General features: G+C 53.7%; 16 protein-coding genes. 6 read left to right on the forward strand and 10 right to left on the reverse strand.

Annotated elements, in window-relative coordinates; all coding sequences use genetic code 11:
• The first annotated feature begins 16 nt into the window (after nucleotides 1-16).
• Genes METH11B_RS0122305 through METH11B_RS0122330 form a run of 6 tightly spaced genes read left to right on the forward strand, consistent with a single transcriptional unit; the run spans nucleotide 17 to nucleotide 8,974 of the window.
• Nucleotides 17-2,989 carry a pyruvate formate lyase family protein gene (locus METH11B_RS0122305; RefSeq protein WP_026603941.1) on the forward strand — a complete coding sequence of 991 codons (2,973 nt, stop codon included), beginning with the start codon at nucleotides 17-19 and terminating at the stop codon, nucleotides 2,987-2,989.
• A 13-nt stretch (nucleotides 2,990-3,002) separates the two neighbouring features.
• Entirely contained in the window at nucleotides 3,003-3,656 is a 654-nt protein-coding gene (locus METH11B_RS0122310; protein ID WP_026603942.1) for a hypothetical protein, read from the forward strand.
• Between the two features lie 15 nt (nucleotides 3,657-3,671).
• Entirely contained in the window at nucleotides 3,672-4,568 is an 897-nt protein-coding gene (locus tag METH11B_RS0122315; RefSeq protein ID WP_026603943.1) for a glycyl-radical enzyme activating protein, read from the forward strand.
• A 17-nt stretch (nucleotides 4,569-4,585) separates the two neighbouring features.
• Nucleotides 4,586-5,644 (forward strand): DUF6765 family protein, encoded by a 1,059-nt coding sequence (locus METH11B_RS0122320; RefSeq protein ID WP_026603944.1) that lies wholly within the window; start codon nucleotides 4,586-4,588, stop codon nucleotides 5,642-5,644.
• 22 nt (nucleotides 5,645-5,666) lie between these two features.
• The gene (locus METH11B_RS0122325) at nucleotides 5,667-6,530 is read left to right on the forward strand and encodes an esterase/lipase family protein (protein ID WP_026603945.1); all 864 of its coding nucleotides are present in this window, start codon (nucleotides 5,667-5,669) and stop codon (nucleotides 6,528-6,530) included.
• Nucleotides 6,531-6,586: 56 nt separating this feature from the next.
• Nucleotides 6,587-8,974: a hypothetical protein gene (locus tag METH11B_RS0122330; RefSeq protein WP_026603946.1), complete on the forward strand. Its 2,388-nt coding sequence runs from the start codon at nucleotides 6,587-6,589 to the stop codon at nucleotides 8,972-8,974.
• A 122-nt stretch (nucleotides 8,975-9,096) separates the two neighbouring features.
• Here METH11B_RS0122330 and METH11B_RS0122335 read toward each other — a convergent pair whose 3' ends face one another.
• The 10 genes from METH11B_RS0122335 to METH11B_RS0122385 all read right to left on the reverse strand — a co-directional run bounded on the left by METH11B_RS0122335 (nucleotide 9,097) and on the right by METH11B_RS0122385 (nucleotide 17,638).
• Complete coding sequence (locus tag METH11B_RS0122335) at nucleotides 9,097-9,621, reverse strand: PepSY domain-containing protein (protein WP_026603947.1); 525 nt, start codon at nucleotides 9,619-9,621, stop codon at nucleotides 9,097-9,099.
• A gap of 44 nt (nucleotides 9,622-9,665) precedes the next feature.
• Nucleotides 9,666-10,298 (reverse strand): LuxR C-terminal-related transcriptional regulator, encoded by a 633-nt coding sequence (locus METH11B_RS28070; protein WP_155931179.1) that lies wholly within the window; start codon nucleotides 10,296-10,298, stop codon nucleotides 9,666-9,668.
• 174 nt (nucleotides 10,299-10,472) lie between these two features.
• A complete protein-coding gene (locus METH11B_RS0122345) occupies nucleotides 10,473-11,225 on the reverse strand; it encodes a flagellar brake protein (protein ID WP_026603949.1) in 753 nt (250 codons plus the stop codon).
• A gap of 281 nt (nucleotides 11,226-11,506) precedes the next feature.
• Nucleotides 11,507-11,968 (reverse strand): hypothetical protein, encoded by a 462-nt coding sequence (locus METH11B_RS0122350; RefSeq protein WP_026603950.1) that lies wholly within the window; start codon nucleotides 11,966-11,968, stop codon nucleotides 11,507-11,509.
• 173 nt (nucleotides 11,969-12,141) lie between these two features.
• The gene (locus tag METH11B_RS0122355; RefSeq protein WP_026603951.1) at nucleotides 12,142-12,435 is read right to left on the reverse strand and encodes a hypothetical protein; all 294 of its coding nucleotides are present in this window, start codon (nucleotides 12,433-12,435) and stop codon (nucleotides 12,142-12,144) included.
• Between the two features lie 321 nt (nucleotides 12,436-12,756).
• On the reverse strand, nucleotides 12,757-14,190 hold the full coding sequence (creC, locus tag METH11B_RS0122365; protein ID WP_026603952.1) for a two-component system sensor histidine kinase CreC: 1,434 nt from the start codon (nucleotides 14,188-14,190) through the stop codon (nucleotides 12,757-12,759).
• Nucleotides 14,187-14,879, reverse strand: a complete 693-nt coding sequence (creB, locus tag METH11B_RS0122370; RefSeq protein WP_026603953.1) for a two-component system response regulator CreB — start codon at nucleotides 14,877-14,879, stop codon at nucleotides 14,187-14,189. Before creB ends, creC begins: the two co-directional genes overlap by 4 nt.
• 4 nt (nucleotides 14,880-14,883) lie before the next feature.
• Nucleotides 14,884-15,300 carry a DUF350 domain-containing protein gene (locus METH11B_RS0122375; protein WP_026603954.1) on the reverse strand — a complete coding sequence of 139 codons (417 nt, stop codon included), beginning with the start codon at nucleotides 15,298-15,300 and terminating at the stop codon, nucleotides 14,884-14,886.
• Between the two features lie 2 nt (nucleotides 15,301-15,302).
• A complete protein-coding gene (locus METH11B_RS0122380; protein ID WP_026603955.1) occupies nucleotides 15,303-16,433 on the reverse strand; it encodes a glutathionylspermidine synthase family protein in 1,131 nt (376 codons plus the stop codon).
• 2 nt (nucleotides 16,434-16,435) lie between these two features.
• Nucleotides 16,436-17,638 carry a hypothetical protein gene (locus METH11B_RS0122385; protein ID WP_155931180.1) on the reverse strand — a complete coding sequence of 401 codons (1,203 nt, stop codon included), beginning with the start codon at nucleotides 17,636-17,638 and terminating at the stop codon, nucleotides 16,436-16,438.
• Nucleotides 17,639-18,028: the final 390 nt, after the last annotated feature.

Genomic DNA, 18,028 nt, shown 5'->3' on the forward strand with positions numbered 1-18,028 from the left:
GTAAAGGAGATTGAACATGTCTGTTCCATATCCATCAGCCGACGGCGGTATTTCGGTAGAACTCGGCAAGGGTCCTGCGCTGCCGGACTCCGGTTCCGGAAAAGTCGACTTATTTCCCATCATCAATCAAGACTTCCAGAAAATTAAAACTCTGAAGGACTTGGCGCTACGTCATATAACGCTGGAACAGTTCCCGGTCGTCAACGCCTGGCGTGAGAAGCTGTTTGCGCCGGAAGGCACGCCGGAAATTTGCGACGAGTTGCCGCGCTTGCTGACCGAATTCTTACGCCGGTCCGAGAGTCAGGCCTTACCGCCTTACACCCGGCGCGCCCAAGCGCTGCGCCACATCTTCGTCAACAAAACCGCAATCGTGCATGCAGACGACTTGCTGCCCGGCCAAACCACCACCAGCTTCGTCGGTCCGGTGGTCTACGCCGATACCATCGGTTATTGCATCTGGCCGGAATTGAAGACGGTCACGACTCGCGCCCAAAATCCGTTCAAGATTCGCCCGGAAGTGGCCGACCGCCTGAATCGGGAGATTTTTCCGTTTTGGCTGGAACAAAAACCGGTGCAGGAATTAGCTAGGTACAGCGATTACGATAGCGCCGAATACGAAAACCGCGACCGGGTAGGTGGCTCTTACCAACCGTCGATCGATCCGCCATTGCGTAAAAAGGCCGGACAAACGCCAAAAGCCCAAGAATTGATGGAGCGGGTGGCCTTCTTCCTGTCCGACAAGGCCACTTGTGTTTCGCATACGGTGCCGGATTTTGAGCGGGTTTTGAAATATGGCTTCGATGGCCTAATCGAACGGGCCAGACAGGATATTGCCAATGGCACGGCCGCCACGCCGCAGCAGGTGGAATTTCTACAAGGCGTTATCGATGTATACGAAGGCGCCAAAATTTATGCGCAACATCTAGCCGAGGCCTCCGACCAAGCCGGCAACCAAGCACTAGCCGCCATTTGCCGGAAGATTCCGGCCCAGCCCGCAGAAACCTTGCACGAGGCTTTGGCGGTAGTCTGGATTTGCTACCACCTATTGTTACAAGAAAATACCAATTTCGGTTTTTCCATCGGCCGCCTCGATCAAATCCTCAACCCGTTCTATTTGGCCGATTGGCAAAAACTGGATAGCGCCCATGCTCAGGACGACTATACCTGTCGGGCTGTAGAGTTGGTCAGCCATTTCTTTCTGCACTGTTCCGATCATGTACCGCTGTCCACCTCCGGTTCGGAAACCCTGTTTGCCGGCAGCGGCTCGAATCAGGCGTTGACCGTGGGCGGCACCCGTTACGAAAACGGCCAAGTCGTCGATGCGGTCAACGACATGACTTACATCATTCTGAAAGCCACAGAGATCTTGTCGATCCGCGATCCGAACGTGCATGCTCGCTATCACCGGGATGTGCACCACCGCGATGCCCAAGGCAATCCGCTGCCGGCCGAAGTGATGGACCCTTATCTTAGACGCATCTGTCAGGTCAATATCCTGACCAGGGCCACGCCGGCGCTGCATGGCGACGCGGCAGTGGTGCCGGCCATGGCCAATTACTATGCGGCGCATGCCGGTATCAGCGCGGAAGAAGCCTTGGCTGATGCCTACGATTACACTTCTATCGGCTGCATCGAAGAGAACGCCGCGCATAAACATTACGGCAATACCGGCTCGACCTTGATGGTGCTGCCGGCGGTGTTAGAGCTGGCTTTGTATGGCGGCAAACACCGCAGCGACGGCGTGGCGCCGAAATCGCCAAACCTGTTTTACGGCGACGAGCGTTACACCACTCAGCCGTTGATTCAAATCGATAGCATGCAAGCGTTTATCGAAGCCTTTAAATTTCAATTGAACGAAATGGCCCGGCATGTCGTGCAATGCAACAATTACTTCGGCCGATTCTACGAACAATCCCGCCAGTCGCCGTTTTTGTCCGGGCTGTTCACCGGTCCTACCAATACCCCGGATAGCGAGGGTGCCAGTTTTCGCGATGTATCCGCCGGCGGGGCCAAATACAATTCGGCGGGGATTGCGGTGATTGGTTTGGCCGATGTGATCGACTCGTTTTGCGTGCTGGACACCCTGGTGTTTGGCGGCAAAATGTCTGCCGGCGAATTGCTGGCCGCCATGCAGGCCGATTTCGATGAAAACAGCCTACAACCCAAAAGCGCTTGGGCGGCATTTCTGGCGCGGGTAAAAAACTGGTTGCATCCCGAGGATGCGCCGCTCAGCTTGCCTAATCTAAGCAAAGATCGGTTAAAACAAATCAAGGAAATGGTCCGATTGGCCCCCAAATACGGCGCCGGCGTCGATCAAACCCCGGGCGGCATTTATAACAACGCCACGGCGGTCAAATACACGCATTTGCTGACCGAAATGTTGCAGGAAGTGTTTGCCCAATACCGCACTCATCGCGGCGGGCGCTATCTGCCCGGTTACTGGAGCATGACCAATCATGCCGGTTTTGGGATGCTGACCAAAGCCACGCCGAACGGACGGCGCAGCGGCGAATCCTTTGCCAGCGGCATTACGCCGTGTCCGGGTGTGGTGAAAGCCAACGGCGAGCCGGTCAATTTGCTGGATCATATGCTGTCGGTCACGTCGGTGAACGCCAACACGGTGCAAAACGGCTATACCTATAACCTCAGCCTGACGACCCGCGACAGAGGCCATTTCGAAGAAGACACCGAGTTGTTCTCGCGCTATATGAAGGCCTTTGCCGACCAAAACGGCGTGCTGGTGCAAATGTGCGTGTCCTCCATCAACGATCTGGTGGCCGCCGACCGCGCCGCCACGGCGGCCGGCCAGGCGGGCTCCGGCGAGGCCGAGCATAAAGCCCTCGAGCCGTTCAAAGATCTGATGATACGCGTGGCGGGTTACTCGGCGTATTTCGTCACCCTTAGCCCGCAAATGCGTAAAGAGATTATTCAACGAGCCAACTTTGGATTGGACACCGGCGCCGAGCAACATACGCTCAGCGCGCTTTAATAGGAGAACTGTCATGCATGCCGGATTTCCCTGTTTGCTGCCGAATTTACAAAAAACCTTGAAGCTGGGCGCTAAGGCCGCGACCCAGGCTGGCGAACTGCCGGCTGTGCTGGATAAGGCCCAAGGTCGTTTACTGGCCGGCGGTATGGCTGTCGCGCTGCGGTTGGGATTTGGCTATATATTGCGCGATTGCCACCTGGATGCCGCGCAAGCCGCCAAGGCTCATGCCTTTTTCGAGGAAAATTTCGTGATTCTCGATCCCGCCGCGCCGGGTGGTCGCCGTTATTACCAAGGCAAATTTCTGATCCGCACCAGCCGGCGCGGCGACGATATGAATGTGTTGCTGAGGTTTTGCCCCGATCCCGATGCGCTGTATATCAAGACCCCATTCGGACAGGCGCTGAACTCGCTGGCGCTGGTGGATACGCAAGTGCTGACTGAAAATCAAGCTGACCAAATTGAGAACGACCCCAGCCAGGTCGATCTGGTCGTGCGCTTCAAGGATGTGCAATCCATTATCGGCCTATTGGGCCGTTCCGGTGTGGATATCGTCGGTTTGCTGCTGGAGAATCTGGTGCAACTGACCGGCCATGTCGGACATCTTTTCAAACTGGGCGCTATCGCCACGGATATTCAGTTGTCCCTGGACCTTCCCAAAGCGGCCTGAACATGGAGCAGGAAGATGGACAGCAAAGCCTACATCTTCGATATCAAACGTAATACCAGCGAGGACGGACCGGGCATCCGTACCACAGTGTTTTTCAAGGGCTGTCCGCTGCGTTGCAGTTGGTGTCAAAATCCCGAGGGCCTAGCTCCGGGGCCATCTCTGTCTTTTCGCCCCGAGCTCTGTGATCCGGACGACTGTGATCGGCCTTGTCTCAAGGCTTGTAAATTAAAAGCCTTAACCCTGCAAGACCAGCTGCTGCGGCTTGATCGAGAGCGCTGCGATAAATGCGGGCGCTGCGCGACGGTGTGCTCTCGGCATGCCTTGGAGCTGGTTGGCCAATGGCTGAGCGTGGACGAGCTGTTTTACCGGGTGGCAATAGACAAGCCCTTTTATGATGCTACCGGCGGCGGCGTTACGGCGTCCGGTGGCGAATGCACCATGCAGATGAATTTTCTGCACGAGTTTTTTAAAAAACTCAAAGCCGCGGGCATTCGTACCGCCGTCGAAACCAACGGCATGTTCAATTTTGGGCGTTTTACCCGCTTACTGCTGCCTTGGTTGGATTTGATCTATTTCGACTTAAAACTGATAGACGAAGCTGCGAGTATCCAGCACACCGGCCATTCCAATCGGCCTATTCTGGATAATTTGCAGCGCCTGACCGAGATCGCCGACATTCCGGTCAAGGTACGTATTCCGTTAATTCCGAACATTACCGCCACCGAGGAAAACCTGCGCGGCATAGCCCGATTTTTGCGGGAGCACCAGATCAAGCAGGTCAGCGCCTTGCCTTATAACCCATTATGGCTGGACAAGCTGCAACGCTTCGGTATCGATGTCGAATATCGGCACAGCGCATTCATGAGCGACGCCGAAATTGGACATTGCATCGATTGCTTGCAAGCCAGTTGATTTCAAGGAGAGTTGTCATGCAAACCGATTTCCATCACGCCGTCACCTATGTCACCGCCCGCACTGCCGGTTTCGAGCACGATCAGGCCGACATCATCGCCTATTCGGCACAATATGTGGACGACGCCGTCAGCGAAGGCGTCGTGCATTTTGACAACGACGCGTTTTATGCGCGAATTCATTCCTCGCACAAAAGCACCGATGTCGGCAATTTAAACAATGATTACAACCACCTGATCTGGTTGCCGTTCCATTTTTTGCCGGGTAACGGCGGCAAGGGGCCGGGCGAGGATCCGGACGGTACATTTATCCAGAAAATCGTCTGCCTGCCCGATAGTCCGCCGGCCAAGGAGATGGTGCAGGCCGCCGTCAACGATAAAGACAAACCATACAGTCTGCATCGGCTGGGGATTGCTCTGCATGTGTATGCGGACACCTGGTCGCACCAAGGCTTTGCCGGGGTAATTCACGAGATTAACCAAGTGGAACATGCCAGAGAAATCAAAAGCTCCGGTATGTATGCCAAGCAACTCCAGCATATGCTGGAGGATTGGCTGGACGATGTCATTCCGCCCTTGGGTCATGGTCGCGCCAAGATGTTTCCCGATCTGCCGTTTTTGCATTGGCAGTATAAGAACGGTCGCGGTGTCTGGGTTGAACGCGATAACCCCACGGATTTTTGCAAGGCTGCGGATGCGATGTGTAAAGCCATGCAGCAGTACCTGAATAAACCTCCAAGCGGGTTGCCGGCTGCGGATAAGGCCTTACTGAATAAAATCTTTCTGGAATTAAAAATTAAAGAAGATAAGACGCGTCACGACAGATGGCTGGATATCGTCAAAAACGGCTTTAACGGCGAAAGATTTAGTTTTGGCGGCGCCGAGATTAGTTACGTCGCGGAAGGCGTGGGATCCTGGAAGGAGAAAGCCTTGGGCAGCAGTTGGGATCTGCGCGTTCATCCCTATAAGCCCGGATTTTTAAGCAGTAACTGGAAGTTATTCCACGACGCCTTGCAATTGCATCGCTTGACGGTGCTGCACGATATTTTGCCCAAGTACGGCATTTGCGCGGGCTAAGCCGATAAGCAGGAGACCACTCATGAACGCCAATACCGAAGCCGCTCTATCTTGCCGCACCCTATACCCCATCGTCTTGTTACACGGCATCGGGTACCGCGACGACATGCTGATGTTAAACTCATGGGGGCGCATTCCTAATACACTGGAGGCAGCCGGTGCTCGGGTATTTCAGGGCGGTATGGATGCCTGGAATAGCCACGAAAACAGCGCACTCGTCCTGAAGCCTAATGTTGAACAGGTGCTTAGCCAAACCGGCTCGGCAAAGGTCAACATCATCGCCCATTCCAAGGGCGGCCTGGAGGCACGCTACCTGATTTCCAAGCTGGATATGGCCGATAAGGTCGCCAGTCTGACCACGGTATGCACCCCACACCATGGCTCGGCCGTGGCGGATCTGGTCGCTGGCGACATTCCCGATACCCAAAACCTTTTGAGCGTAAATTTCTTCAAACGCCTGGCGCAGAGATTGGGGTTCGGCGCGATGGACATTCTGGCCAGGATCACCGGCGACAAAAGCCCCCAAGCTGGCATGGCCATTAAACAGCTGACTCGTAGTTACCTAGCGGAATTTAATCGACAAATACTTGATGTGCCCGGCGTGTATTACCAAAGCTATGGGACGCTGATGCGCCTGGCTATCGACGACCCTGTGTTTGCTGCCACCCATGTGTTGCTGAAGCGCATAGAAGGCGACAACGACGGCATGGTCTCCACGCTGTCCTGCCAATGGGGCAGATTTCGCGGACTGATAGGCGATGGCAATCCGGACCACGGCTTGTCGCATGGCGACTTGGTGGACTATCGCGGCATGCTGCTTACTCATTTCAATGTTCCTGCGGTGTACCTCGACATAGTCAAAGACCTAAAACAACAAGGCTTTTGAGCCGGAGCCATACGTCCGGCCTAAGCAAAAAATATAACAAATACAGGGGAAGGACCATGAACAACTATCTCAATGTCGCCAATTTCCCAACCGCTTCGGAGCCTGAAACACAAGCGTTGGCCAATGCGCTCGAAGCTATTCTTGCCAACGATCTTCAAGACGGCGCGCTGCCTATGCTGGGCCGCTTTCGCAAAATTCTGGGAGACAATCGCCGCCGCGAGGAATGGGACGCTGTCCACGAAAAACTGCTGACCTTATTCAAGTGCGGCACCAGCACGCCGCTGGACGGCCCGATGATCGGCGTTTCGATGTCTATTCGCGACAGCGATTATTTTAAGGAGGCAGCCAAGAAACACGGTGAAAACCGTTCGCTGCTGGCGCATCTGGAATGGATGGCGACGCTGTGGAATGTTACTTACGCCAGTACCGGTTTATGGATGGGTAAGACGTTTGAGCCGTTGACTAAAGAGGTGTTCGCCACGAAATGTGGCCACGATCCGGTCGCGATCTTTAATTACGATCCGGAAACGACTCGTATCGGCCGGAATTTTTTCCGCGAACCGGACGATCCCAATTTCATTCAAAGCTTGGGTATGCCGGTCCTGACCCAATTCTGGAGTTTGCGGGACCGGCCTTTGGATACCAAAGCGCAGGGCTTCGATAGCCAATTGCTTGCGCAAAATCTGGCCAAGGAAAAAGCCATTCCGTATGTGAAAACCGGCGGGATTTTCCTGTCCTTGCCTGGCAAGTCAGTGGTTGGAGAGATGAACAGCAAAGCCGTGTATCAGCTCAATTATCGTTGGCACAATTTGCATCCGGCGTTCCCGATGACACGGCTAATCGACGAATTGGTACAAATCGAAGACGGCGTCTATTTGGGACAATTGGTCATGGCCACCCATCATTACAGTCTGGGCACTTTGCAGTTACCCTTATTCGGTGATCATCCGCCGGAGTGGGAATTGGGCGAAGCGTATACCGGCAATAACTCGGTCGATTACGGCTATCAAAATAACGGTTTCTTTTTGATGATAGATACCGCTCGCGCCCGCGAGGCGTTTGCCGACTCGGCCTTTCCCAACCTGCGGCCGCGCCCCGGAGAACGCGGCTGGAAGGAGCTAGGCTACGATAAACCGGTGCCGGCCAAACCGGGCGCCTCAGCAGACGGCGTGGATTGGGCGAGCGGCTGGCGCGACGAACCAGAGTTGAATCGGAAATTCACCACATTTTGCCTGGAAGCATCGCCAAAAAGTGACGATGGCGATGTGCGGGAGTTACTACAGCCAGGCGAATCCATTTTGCAGATGTTGCAACGCCAGCAAGGCAAGATTTCCGCAGCCAGCGGATTCGACGATCACCTGCGGCATTTTGAAGTGTTGAATCGCCTGTTTCGCTGCGGCGTTGCGCCTGGCATTGCCGATGGCGTGTTTCAAGGCCAGGGCCTGGGCTACAACACCCGTTTCGATGCGCCCGAAGCGCGCGATTGGTACGGGCAAAGCGATCCTTGCAGCGGCTTTGATTATTACCACGGCGCGACGTTGAATTTGCATTGGGGTTTTGGCGACAGCTTTATAGCCAACATCGCCCGCTCTTTACAGGAGAACAGCATGATTCCGGCCGCGCTGGCCGATAGGCTGCAAAACGATCCGCGCGCGCCCAATTTGCTGAACGCGGTGTGGGCCAATATCGGCCGCTTTATATTTCCTTGGGCCGGTAAATCTTTCGAACGGATCAGTGGCCGTAAGTTGAGCATGCTGCTGGACGAGAGCGACGACCTGGCGCAACGCTATCCGGAGCGGGTAGCCGAGCTAAAAGCTCATCCGGCCTGCTTTCCGCATTACGCCTTGGTTGAAAAAAATCGTGAGCATTATTGGCCAGAGCCGGGCTTATACGCCGAACATTTGAGCAGCGGCAGTTGGGACCAGGGCATGTCGAAAGCCGACAAGTCCTTCTGGGAACGGGAAGCTGCCGAACATTGGGTATTTGGCAATAACATCCAGGATTCGCGCATCCTACCCACCGATGCGTTGTTCAGGGTATTGGATATGAATTACCATCCGCCGCTACCATCCATACAACAGCTCACCGATGCCGGACCTTCGCCGTTCGTCAGGCAGGGCTATAGCTTTTTGGGTGTAGATGATCGGGAATCGATTTTGCCGATGAACAACGGACCGGATAAAGCCAAGAAAGTCTTCCAGTTTCACTACCGCTATCCGCTAATCGGCGGGCCGGCACCGATAGGTACGTGTCTGGATGAGTTGGTGGAGATTGCAGAGGGCTTGTTTCTGGGGCAATTGATTTATTCCACCGCGCTGCTGGTGCCGTTTCACTCGGCTACCGATCCGGCGGAATACCAATACCAGTTATTCGGTTATTTCCTATTGTTGGATAACACCTGGGAGAAACATCGGCAGGCAATAGGCTTTGATATCAATAGCTGAACATGAGTATCGGATACGCCTAACCGTTAACCGTGGTTTATGGCGGTATTCGGCGTACTGTGGGGGACTCTTATTGAAAGAGTCCCCTTGATCGGGCTATCTGTAAAGGCCGGGATTGACGCTTAACGTTTTTCGTCAACTTCCTCGCCGATTTCCCATTCCTCGGTAGCGGTTTCGATGATTTTTCCGCTGGCGGCGTCGACTTCGACTTTGGTTTCTAAGCCTTTGTCGTTGACGATGTCGAATTCATAAGACGAGCCGCCGTTTTCCTCCACTTCGTATTCGACCTCCTCAATCTTGCCGGGGTTGGCTTTTAGCGCAATTGCTGCGGCATCTTCCTCTGTGACTTTGACATTCTTTTTGAATGCCTGGCTATTCGGATCAGCCACTTCAGATTCTTTCTCGGTCAGCTTGCCGCTGTCGGCATCGCACATGAACTCCCATTCCTGGCGGTTGTTGTCGCGCAGTTCCAATTCGTAAGCGCCTTTGCCGGCTACGTTGAGCTTTTCCAGTTTGACCAGTTCGCCCGCTTTTTCTTTTTTTACGGCTTGGATGCAGTTTTCCAGGCCTTGATCGGCTGCCACGGCACTAGCGGACAACATGCCAAAACCGGCTAATACAGATAATGTTAACAATGACTTTTTCATAAGCTACCTCGCAAATAAAAGGAAAAATTCCCGAATGACGGGAATCATACGCTGTTATCGATAATCAAGCCATGGCAATTCGCAAACTTTCTTAGCGAGCCTCGATTATCGATAGCCAGTTTCAGTTTGATTTGAGTTTGGCAATTGGACACGGTTTTACTGCTAATGCCCAACTGCAGCGCTATCGCTTGTAATGAACAGCCTTCGGCTAACAGACAAAATACATCAAATTCGCGGGAGCTGAGCGATACAAATGGATCTAGCTGCTTTTTGATTTGCCGCATGGCCAACAACTGCGCTATGTTTTGGTCCAGGTAATATTCACCTTGCACAAGCTTGCGGATGATCTCGGTCAACTTCACCGCGTCGGGAAGCACTGCCAAAAACCCCTTCACACCGGCCTGCATATAAGTCACGGCATGGGCGCTGGAATGGCGAAGCAGGACCATAAATTTACACGCGGGAGCAATAGATTTTATTTGATCGATTAGGGCCAGATTGTCCTGCAAGGCCGCCTCCCCATCGATCAGGACTAGGTCTAAAGCCGCGAAATTCATCGGTTCCGCAGTATTTGGCTCCGTTGTTATGACAACAACACCTTGTTTCTCCAGCTCTTCCGGATTAAGGCTAATTTCTGCAAACCCTGGTGCGGGTAGCAATAGTCTGATGACTGACACAATATCTTGCCTTTTGTCTAAACGGGTGTAATTGCAAAGCCAAGCCCTTGTGGTGCGGAAGGCATGGTTCTCTCTGGCATCGATGGCTACCGTGAACTCGCCTTTTGAATCGGGTTTTGGTTTGAGCCTAGCTGTCGTTGGAGATTAACAGAAACAGGGCGTGTTAACGCTGTTCTAATGACTCTCGATGTTTTTCTGCATCCGTTCTATGGATTGCATGTAAATTTGCACGCTGCTCTCAAAAGCCGGCGAAATGGCGGTAAATTGAAAACCTATCCGATGCGCGGTGCTTATCGCGCTGGTTTTGACATCGATACTATATTTGGCGTGTAGCCCGACATCGGCATGATGATGTTCGTGATCGTGCAGGAATAACGTGCAACTGACCGCTTCGATAGACAGTAAATCTTGTTGTAACGCATGCTCGGGATTGATTAAGGCCAGACCGCACAAACCGATATCCAGCAGTTTGAAGGTTTTTGTAAGGGCAGATTGAACGCCCGTGGCGGCGTCGGTTATGTTAAAGCTAAATTGACAATAGGTGCCGACATGCGATTGCGGTACTTTCACCCGGTAATAATTGCGCCGCTGCCGCCAATACAGCCTATCAGGCAAGGGCATCATTAACACCGCGCCCTGCGGGCTTTGCACCAGTTTGATGTTCACCCCTTGAAATGTCGCTTCAATCCCATCCACCTGCGTGAAGAAATGCACACGCTTGGTCAGTAACAAACGGTCCGTCAATTCTTTCGTCGGCGCAATGTCTATCGCCAACGTATTATGCTTAAGGTCAATTTGCACGATCGCGGTTAAAAACGATTGATTATTCACGCCATAGCGAGCGGACAAAATACAATTACGCTGCTGGATTTCAGTTAGGTAATTGACAATCTGTTTCTGGTTAAAAATCGCGTAGTCGTCTTCCATCGATAGTGATCGTAGGTTATGCAAATATTTGGAAAATATAGGTTAAAAACCGCTTTGTTGCAGGCTTGAAACTGGGAGTATTTAATGTTTAATGTGGAGCAGTGTGGACATGTAGGTCAGGGTACGCGACAGCGTTCCCTGACTTAGCAAGCTCTATGAATGCAGTGAATGATGTAGGTCACGTTGGCGCGATACGACTGTATGGATGCAGGAGTTAGGGCAACGCAGGAGCAGTTGCCGAGCGGCTACGTGACGAATCGAAGCCAAATTGTCAGGGAACGCTAGCGCGCACCCTGACCTACCTGGCTTAGTCTTGCTGCGATATAGTGGAAACAGTAATGCGAGGCACAAGTCGCTGGCCCGAAGAATGTCGCAATAAAGCACCACGTTCCCAAGTCAAGAAAGCTTTTTGCCGAAAATGTTAGAGGAGTAACCGTAAAAAAGGATATTACCAACTCATATAGAACCGGGCCCTCGGCAATTAGTCCGGCAATAAGAAAAGTAAAGGTGACCGTGCTTCGAATATTAGACTCCCGAGGATTTTGAAATACTGCTAGCCACAAACCAAAAACGCCAAGTGTATCCATAGCGAGCCATAAAATGTCTAAATAGCGTGGCTCAAAGTCCGGAATTAATAGGGCGGCCCAAAGCATCAAAAAAAATGTCGCAGGCAGGGCGCCAAATGGGGCTATCACGAGCCTCTGGTTTCCATATTCAACAGTAGATTTAGGGTTGTGTTTCAACGGCGCGCCTGGGAGTTTATTAGAAAGTTTCTGTACGCTTAGGAGGCATCAGTGTTAGCGTCATGTGCCGGATCATCAAAAACCAACAAACAAAGTATACCGGCAAGCCTATTCGACGGCATTCGTGTATATCAAATACTTAATGAAACACCCATGCAAATCCTAAATGCTCGTTAACCCCGAATATTGTCCGACATAACATCCCGCAGACTCCCGGAGACATATTTGTGCAACACGCTGGCAACTAACGTCTGATATGGCAATCCTTCCTGCAAGGCTCGGCGTTGTAACGCCGCTAAATCCCTGGCGGATATTCTGATGTTGATGCGCTTGTCTTTTTTAAAGGTTGCTTCGGCGGCCGTAGCTAAATCGGCCTTACGTTCGTCGGTCAACACGGATTCGAATTCGTCGGCTTCGAAGGCGCTTAAAAATGCCTGTTCATCTTGATCCAAGTTTACGTTAGTCATGTCCGTCTCGCAGATGGTGTTTCCTCGCTTTGCGACAGGGGATGATGGTTTTCAGAAAAATTTCTTCGCTGGTTTCGACGTAAGGCACCAAATAAGCGTAGTTATCGACATCCACAACAAGCATTCTTTGATTTGAATATTTATCTGGATTGGGGTGGGTCGCGTCATCCAGCAAATCGCCGGATTAAACTGCAAATAGTATGTCTTCGAATGAGATGCCTCGTTCGGCGATTAGGGTCTGGTTCTTCTCTGTGTTCCAGTTAAATTGCTTCATGGCCTAGCCTAACATAGCGTGCGCCTATCCTTATCAGTAACGACTATTTACCCGTCAACCTTAGGCAAACTCAGCACCGCCTCCGCCCCGCCGCCCTCGGCATTGCCGACCTTGATCTCGCCGCCATGTAACGTAGCTACTTCCCGAACGAAGGCCAAACCCAGGCCGGTGCTTTTGCGGCCGTTGTTGGGGCGCGGCAGAGAGTAGAAGCGTTCGAACACACGCTCCAGCGCGTAGTCGGGGATACCTGGACCATGGTCGCGGATGTGCAGAACGATTAGGTTCCCATCGCGGTTGCCGTGGATTTCGATCGCCGAATAGGGAGGTGCGAAGGCTAACGCGTTATCCAATAAATTGGAAATGGCCTGCCGCAATAAAAATTCTTCCGCCAGCACCGGTAGCGGTTCGTCCAGCGACACAACTGTTTGCAAATGTAATTGCAGGAGTTGCGGGGCTTTTTCGGCCAGGACTCTATTGACCAATTCGCCCAAATCCAATAGTTGTGGATCGGATAATTGCTGGCGTTGCTCTAATTCCGCCAGTCCCAATAGTCGTTCGATTAACTGGTCCAGGCGCTCGGCTTGTTCTTTGGCATTGCCGGCGAAACGGCGGCGGTCGGCATCCGGCAGCGGTTCTTCCAGCAACTCCGCCGCGCCACGAATTGCCGCCAGCGGGCTTTTCATCTCGTGGGTCAGGGTTTGTACGTAACGCTCGACGTATTGTTTGCCTTCCAATTCCTGACGCATGCTTTCCAGGGCGCGTGCCAGTGTGGACAGCTCGACGCTGCGCAATTTGGGCGGGCTGGCTTTGCCGCCGGACGCGATGCTGCGGGCGTAGCCGACCAATAGATCGATGGCGCGGGTCAAGCGCCAGTTGAATATCGCGCCGAACAGTAAAGCGCCGCCGAATAGCCAGAAGGCGCCGCGTTGTATGGCATTCTTGCTGGCGTCGACAATGGGTTGCAGCAGGGCGGTGGGGTAGGCGACGGTGACCACGCCTATCAACTTCTCGCCGTCGCGTACCGGTGCGGCGACATGCATGGTCGAGCTGGTCTTATCGCCGGGATTGGCCTGCGTGGAACGGGCGCCGTATTGGCCTTGCAGGGTTAGATACACGTCGTTCCAACGGGCGTAGTTTTCGCCGACTGCCGTACCCGCCGAGTCAAAACGGACGATGCCGGTCGCGTCGGTCACGTAAACCCGGTAATCCAGGGATTGTTTGGGAAATCCGAAGATGGTCGCTGACACCGGCCGCTTGCTGTAACGCTTGACTGCCTGGGCGAAATGGCCGTCGGCGATGTTACCCTGCAACAAGTCCGGCGCGGCCAGTTCGGCCAGCAGGTTGGCGGTGTCGACCAAGCTGGCTTCCAGCGCGGTGCGCACGCCGGGGCCGATCTGTTTTACCACCAGCAACAACACCAGTTGCCCGGTCACGGCCACCAGCAGGAAATAACCCAAAAACAGCCGTACTGATAACTTCATCGGCCTTGCAAGCTATAACCCAGGCCGCGATGGGTGCGTATCGGGTCTTGGTCGGCGGCCGCAGTGCGCAGTTTGGCGCGCAAGGTTTTGATGTGGGTATCGACGGTGCGGTCGAACACATCGCCGGGGTCTCGCCAGATTCTTTCCAGCAGTTGTTCGCGGGAGAAAATCCGCTCCGGGTGCTCAATCAATAGTTTCAGCAACAAAAATTCGTAACGGGTTAAATCCAGCAACTGCCCGCAATAGCGGATGCGGCCGCCTTGGCTATCCAAGTCAAACGCTGCTCTTGTTGTCGGCGCTTGCTTGTTAGCGCTGGAGTTACCGAGTCGGCGCAAGATTACGCCCACTCTAGCCGCCACTTCGCGTGGGCTGAACGGCTTGGTGACGTAATCGTCGGCACCGATTTCCAAACCGACGATGCGGTCGATTTCGTCACCGTGCGCGGTTAGAAAAATCACCGGAATGTCGGAGAAGCGGCGTAACTGCCGGCACAGGTCAAAGCCGTTGCCGTCCGGCAGACCGACATCGAGAATCGCCAGGGAGAACGAGTCGGTTTGCAGCCTAGACAACGCAGTTTGCAGCAAGCCGACATGCTCGGTCTGATAACCGCTGCTGTTCAGCACGTAAATCAAAGTGTCGGCAATGGCCGGTTCGTCTTCGACGATTAAGATGCGTTTCGCGGCAGTCACGGCTTTAATAGGTCATGCAGGCCGCGCTTAATAAGCCCGCCGCCAGCGCAAAGCCGGCCAGGACGATGGCAGGCCCCAGTTCGTCGTCGGCGATGCGTTTACATGGGTCGGCAAAGGCCAGTCTCAGCCCGACAAACACCAGCACCTGCAAAAATAAAGCAATGCCGGCCCAGATCAGCATGTCGATAAAAGACACGCTATTGGCGACAGCTCCCGATAGCGCCAACACAAAGCCCAGCAATGCGCCGCTAAACGCCACCGCCGGCGCCGTTTTGCCCTCGCGGATCAGTTTGAATTCGGCGTAGGGCGTAATCCACAGATAACAGAAAGCAAACAGGCCGGTCAGTGCCGCAGCGGCGACGAAGTGCAGAAAAAAGCCATTAGCGCCGGCCAGGAGGTTAGAGAGGTCTAGCGATTCCATAGTCAATTCTCGACGAAATAATGCGGGATGAAGCGGCTATTGTTGCCGGTGATTTCGGTTTTGTCTTCACGTATGCCGATGCCGGCCGGTTGATCGGCGATGACCCAGGAGCCGATCACCGGAAAATTGCCGGCAAAGTTGGGCAGCGGCGTGTGTCTTTGATAAATGTAAGCTGCACCGCCGTAACTACCGCCGGTTTCGACGAGGCTGGCGCCACGGCGAATCTGGATGTTGGCGCCTTCACGGGAATACAGCGGTTTGCGCACATAATCGCCCAGCAACGGTTGGTCGGCGAAACTGGCCGGCAGCAGATTGGGGTGGTCGGTAAACAACTCCCATAAAATCGGCAACATGCCTTTGTTGCTGAGCAGCAGCTTCCAGGGCGGTTCCAGCATGGCGGGCTGGGCTTGCGGCAGGTAAGGGCCAAACTCCTCATGCAACAGCCATTCCCAGGGATAAAGCTTGAACAGCGCGCGGATGGGGTTATTGCGCAGATCGACAAAGCGTTGCCCGTTGGTGTCCCAGCCGATTTGGTCGATCGCCAGGCGCTGTGTTTGCAGACCAGCTTGCACAGCGGTATCGCGCAGATACTCCAAGTTGCCGCTATCCTCGTCGCTGGTGTCCACGCCGGCAAAATACAGGCTGGGCTGGTGCTGCCGGTAATGTTGCCAAAAGCCGAGCAGTTTTTCGTGTATCGAATTGAATTGATCGGCGTCCGGATAGCATTCCCGCAACCAGAACCATTGCACCACAGCCGCTTCCAGCAGCGCGGTGGGCGTGTCGGCGTTGTATTCCAGCAATTTGGGCTGGCCGCTGCCGTCCCAGGCCAGATCGAAGCGGCCGTAAACGCTGGGTTCCCGCCGCTCCCAAGAATCGACGATATAGGGCACGGCCCAATCCGGAATCAGCAGTTGCTTGAACAACTTGCGGTCGATGATGGCCTGAACGGCTTTTAGACACAATGCATGCAATTCGGCGGTGGCATCGTCGAGAATATCGATCTGGCTGGCCGTGAAGCGATAGCAGGCCGATTCGTCCCAGTAGGCTTCGTTGTCCAGGGTGTGATAAGTCATACCCACCGCTTCCACTCGCTGCTGCCAGTCGTTGCGGGGAGTTAGCGCTATACGTTGCATGCTTAGCCGCCGAACGAACTGTGCGATCCGCCAAAGAAGCCGAAACCGCCGCGTCTTGTCGAGCTATGGCTGTCCGAGCCGCCATTACCGCGATAACTGGAGCCGGAACCGCTGCCGTGGCTACCACTGCTTTTACATTCGACCGGGTTGCCCATGTCGTCAACGCAATCCTGCTGACGAATCCGAAAATCGTTCGGGTTGCCGGCATAGCTGGCTAGCGATAAGCCGCCCAATAAAGCCAAGGACACCTGCATGGAACGGCGGGGAACTGTTACTTGGACCGACTGGGCTTCCGGTGCGGCTTGCAAGATGCTTTCCCAGGTGGATAGCCGGGGATAAAAGTCGTAGTAATAAATCGCACCTATCAACAGCATTAGATAAAAATCCAGTCTGTTACCGCACAGCAGAAACAGCGGCAAGCCCAACCAGGCCACACCATTGGCGATCAATGCGGAACGGAAGGCTTGCTGCTGGGCTTGGGCAACGCGTAAGGAATAGTTCGGCACATTGACGGGCGGCTTGGTCAGCGCTTGCAATAGCGGATACGCCGCCAAGGCAATGGCTACAAACAATACGCGCACCGGCCACACCGGTAACTGCGGCGCGTAACCGGCAAACACCGGATATTGCCAATACAGCATGGTTGCATAAATCACATACACCAACAGGTATACGCCGGTAAGCACGGCCATGAAACGGAAGGATGACAGCGCTTTGTCAAATTCTACACAGACGGCGCTGTTGCTGCTCAATGGGCGGCTGGAAAAGCTGCCCAGCCGATAGATGTTGCGGCGGTAGGAGTCCAGCCAAAGTCTCAGTTCCGGCGACAAAAAATTGCCTGCTACTTGAATCGACTCCCGGGTGTTTTTGTTGGAGCCGTGAAAAAAACGCCAGGATTTTGCACCATCCTGATCTTGGCTATCGGCTACCAGCAAAGCATGGGTTGGAATGGTGGTTTCGCCTAGCCAACTGCGTTTGACGATTTTATCTGGATAAAGCGTAATCGATATTGTCGACATGGTGCCAAGAATCACCCAAGCCCAATAAGCCCCTAACAAAATAAAACTAACTTCGAGGATGAAAAAATGGCTCAAAAACCCGGCCCAGGCCATCAGCAAGGCTAGCGCCAATCCGAATAGAGCAAGGAGTTTTTTCCATACACTGTAAGTAAGAACCAGTTTTTTATTTAGCGACGACGATGGCATAGGCTCAGCTACATAGGGCGGTGACGTTAGAATCGGATGCTGGGTAATCGTCGGCGAAGCATAGCCGCTACTTGATGTTTTTGCAGAAAATAGGGGATGGGGGCGCGGATGTCGATATTGGCTGGGTCGCTGTTGAGCGGTGTATTTTAGATTCGCCTTTTCCTGTTTTGGTGCGTTGGCAGTCCGTTTTGGTGCGAAACCTGGGTTTGGCTTGCTTGGATTCGCAGCCTAGAGCTTGCCGTCGCTGGATTCGGATGGCTGGCACAATCCGTGCTGCAAGTTACGCGGTGCAATGGCGCACCCTCGGTTCCCTTCAACAACGGCGTTGAAACGTTGCTGGTTTTATACCCGCTGCATCGTTTACTCGTCCGTCGTGCCTGCCTTTATTTC

It is taken from the genome of Methylomonas sp. 11b (assembly GCF_000515215.1).
Taxonomy (GTDB): Bacteria; Pseudomonadota; Gammaproteobacteria; order Methylococcales; family Methylomonadaceae; genus Methylomonas.

What these genes read in the sequence shown, in the direction of transcription:
- METH11B_RS0122305 (WP_026603941.1), top strand. Translation starts at nt 17, where the DNA reads ATGTCTGTTCCATATCCATCAGCCGACGGCGGTATTTCGGTAGAACTC.
- METH11B_RS0122310 (WP_026603942.1), top strand. Translation starts at nt 3,003, where the DNA reads ATGCATGCCGGATTTCCCTGTTTGCTGCCGAATTTACAAAAAACCTTG.
- METH11B_RS0122315 (WP_026603943.1), top strand. Translation starts at nt 3,672, where the DNA reads ATGGACAGCAAAGCCTACATCTTCGATATCAAACGTAATACCAGCGAG.
- METH11B_RS0122320 (WP_026603944.1), top strand. Translation starts at nt 4,586, where the DNA reads ATGCAAACCGATTTCCATCACGCCGTCACCTATGTCACCGCCCGCACT.
- METH11B_RS0122325 (WP_026603945.1), top strand. Translation starts at nt 5,667, where the DNA reads ATGAACGCCAATACCGAAGCCGCTCTATCTTGCCGCACCCTATACCCC.
- METH11B_RS0122330 (WP_026603946.1), top strand. Translation starts at nt 6,587, where the DNA reads ATGAACAACTATCTCAATGTCGCCAATTTCCCAACCGCTTCGGAGCCT.
- METH11B_RS0122335 (WP_026603947.1), bottom strand. Translation starts at nt 9,621, where the DNA reads ATGAAAAAGTCATTGTTAACATTATCTGTATTAGCCGGTTTTGGCATG.
- METH11B_RS0122345 (WP_026603949.1), bottom strand. Translation starts at nt 11,225, where the DNA reads ATGGAAGACGACTACGCGATTTTTAACCAGAAACAGATTGTCAATTAC.
- METH11B_RS0122355 (WP_026603951.1), bottom strand. Translation starts at nt 12,435, where the DNA reads ATGACTAACGTAAACTTGGATCAAGATGAACAGGCATTTTTAAGCGCC.
- creC (WP_026603952.1), bottom strand. Translation starts at nt 14,190, where the DNA reads ATGAAGTTATCAGTACGGCTGTTTTTGGGTTATTTCCTGCTGGTGGCC.
- METH11B_RS0122375 (WP_026603954.1), bottom strand. Translation starts at nt 15,300, where the DNA reads ATGGAATCGCTAGACCTCTCTAACCTCCTGGCCGGCGCTAATGGCTTT.
- METH11B_RS0122380 (WP_026603955.1), bottom strand. Translation starts at nt 16,433, where the DNA reads ATGCAACGTATAGCGCTAACTCCCCGCAACGACTGGCAGCAGCGAGTG.
- METH11B_RS0122385 (WP_155931180.1), bottom strand. Translation starts at nt 17,638, where the DNA reads ATGCCATCGTCGTCGCTAAATAAAAAACTGGTTCTTACTTACAGTGTA.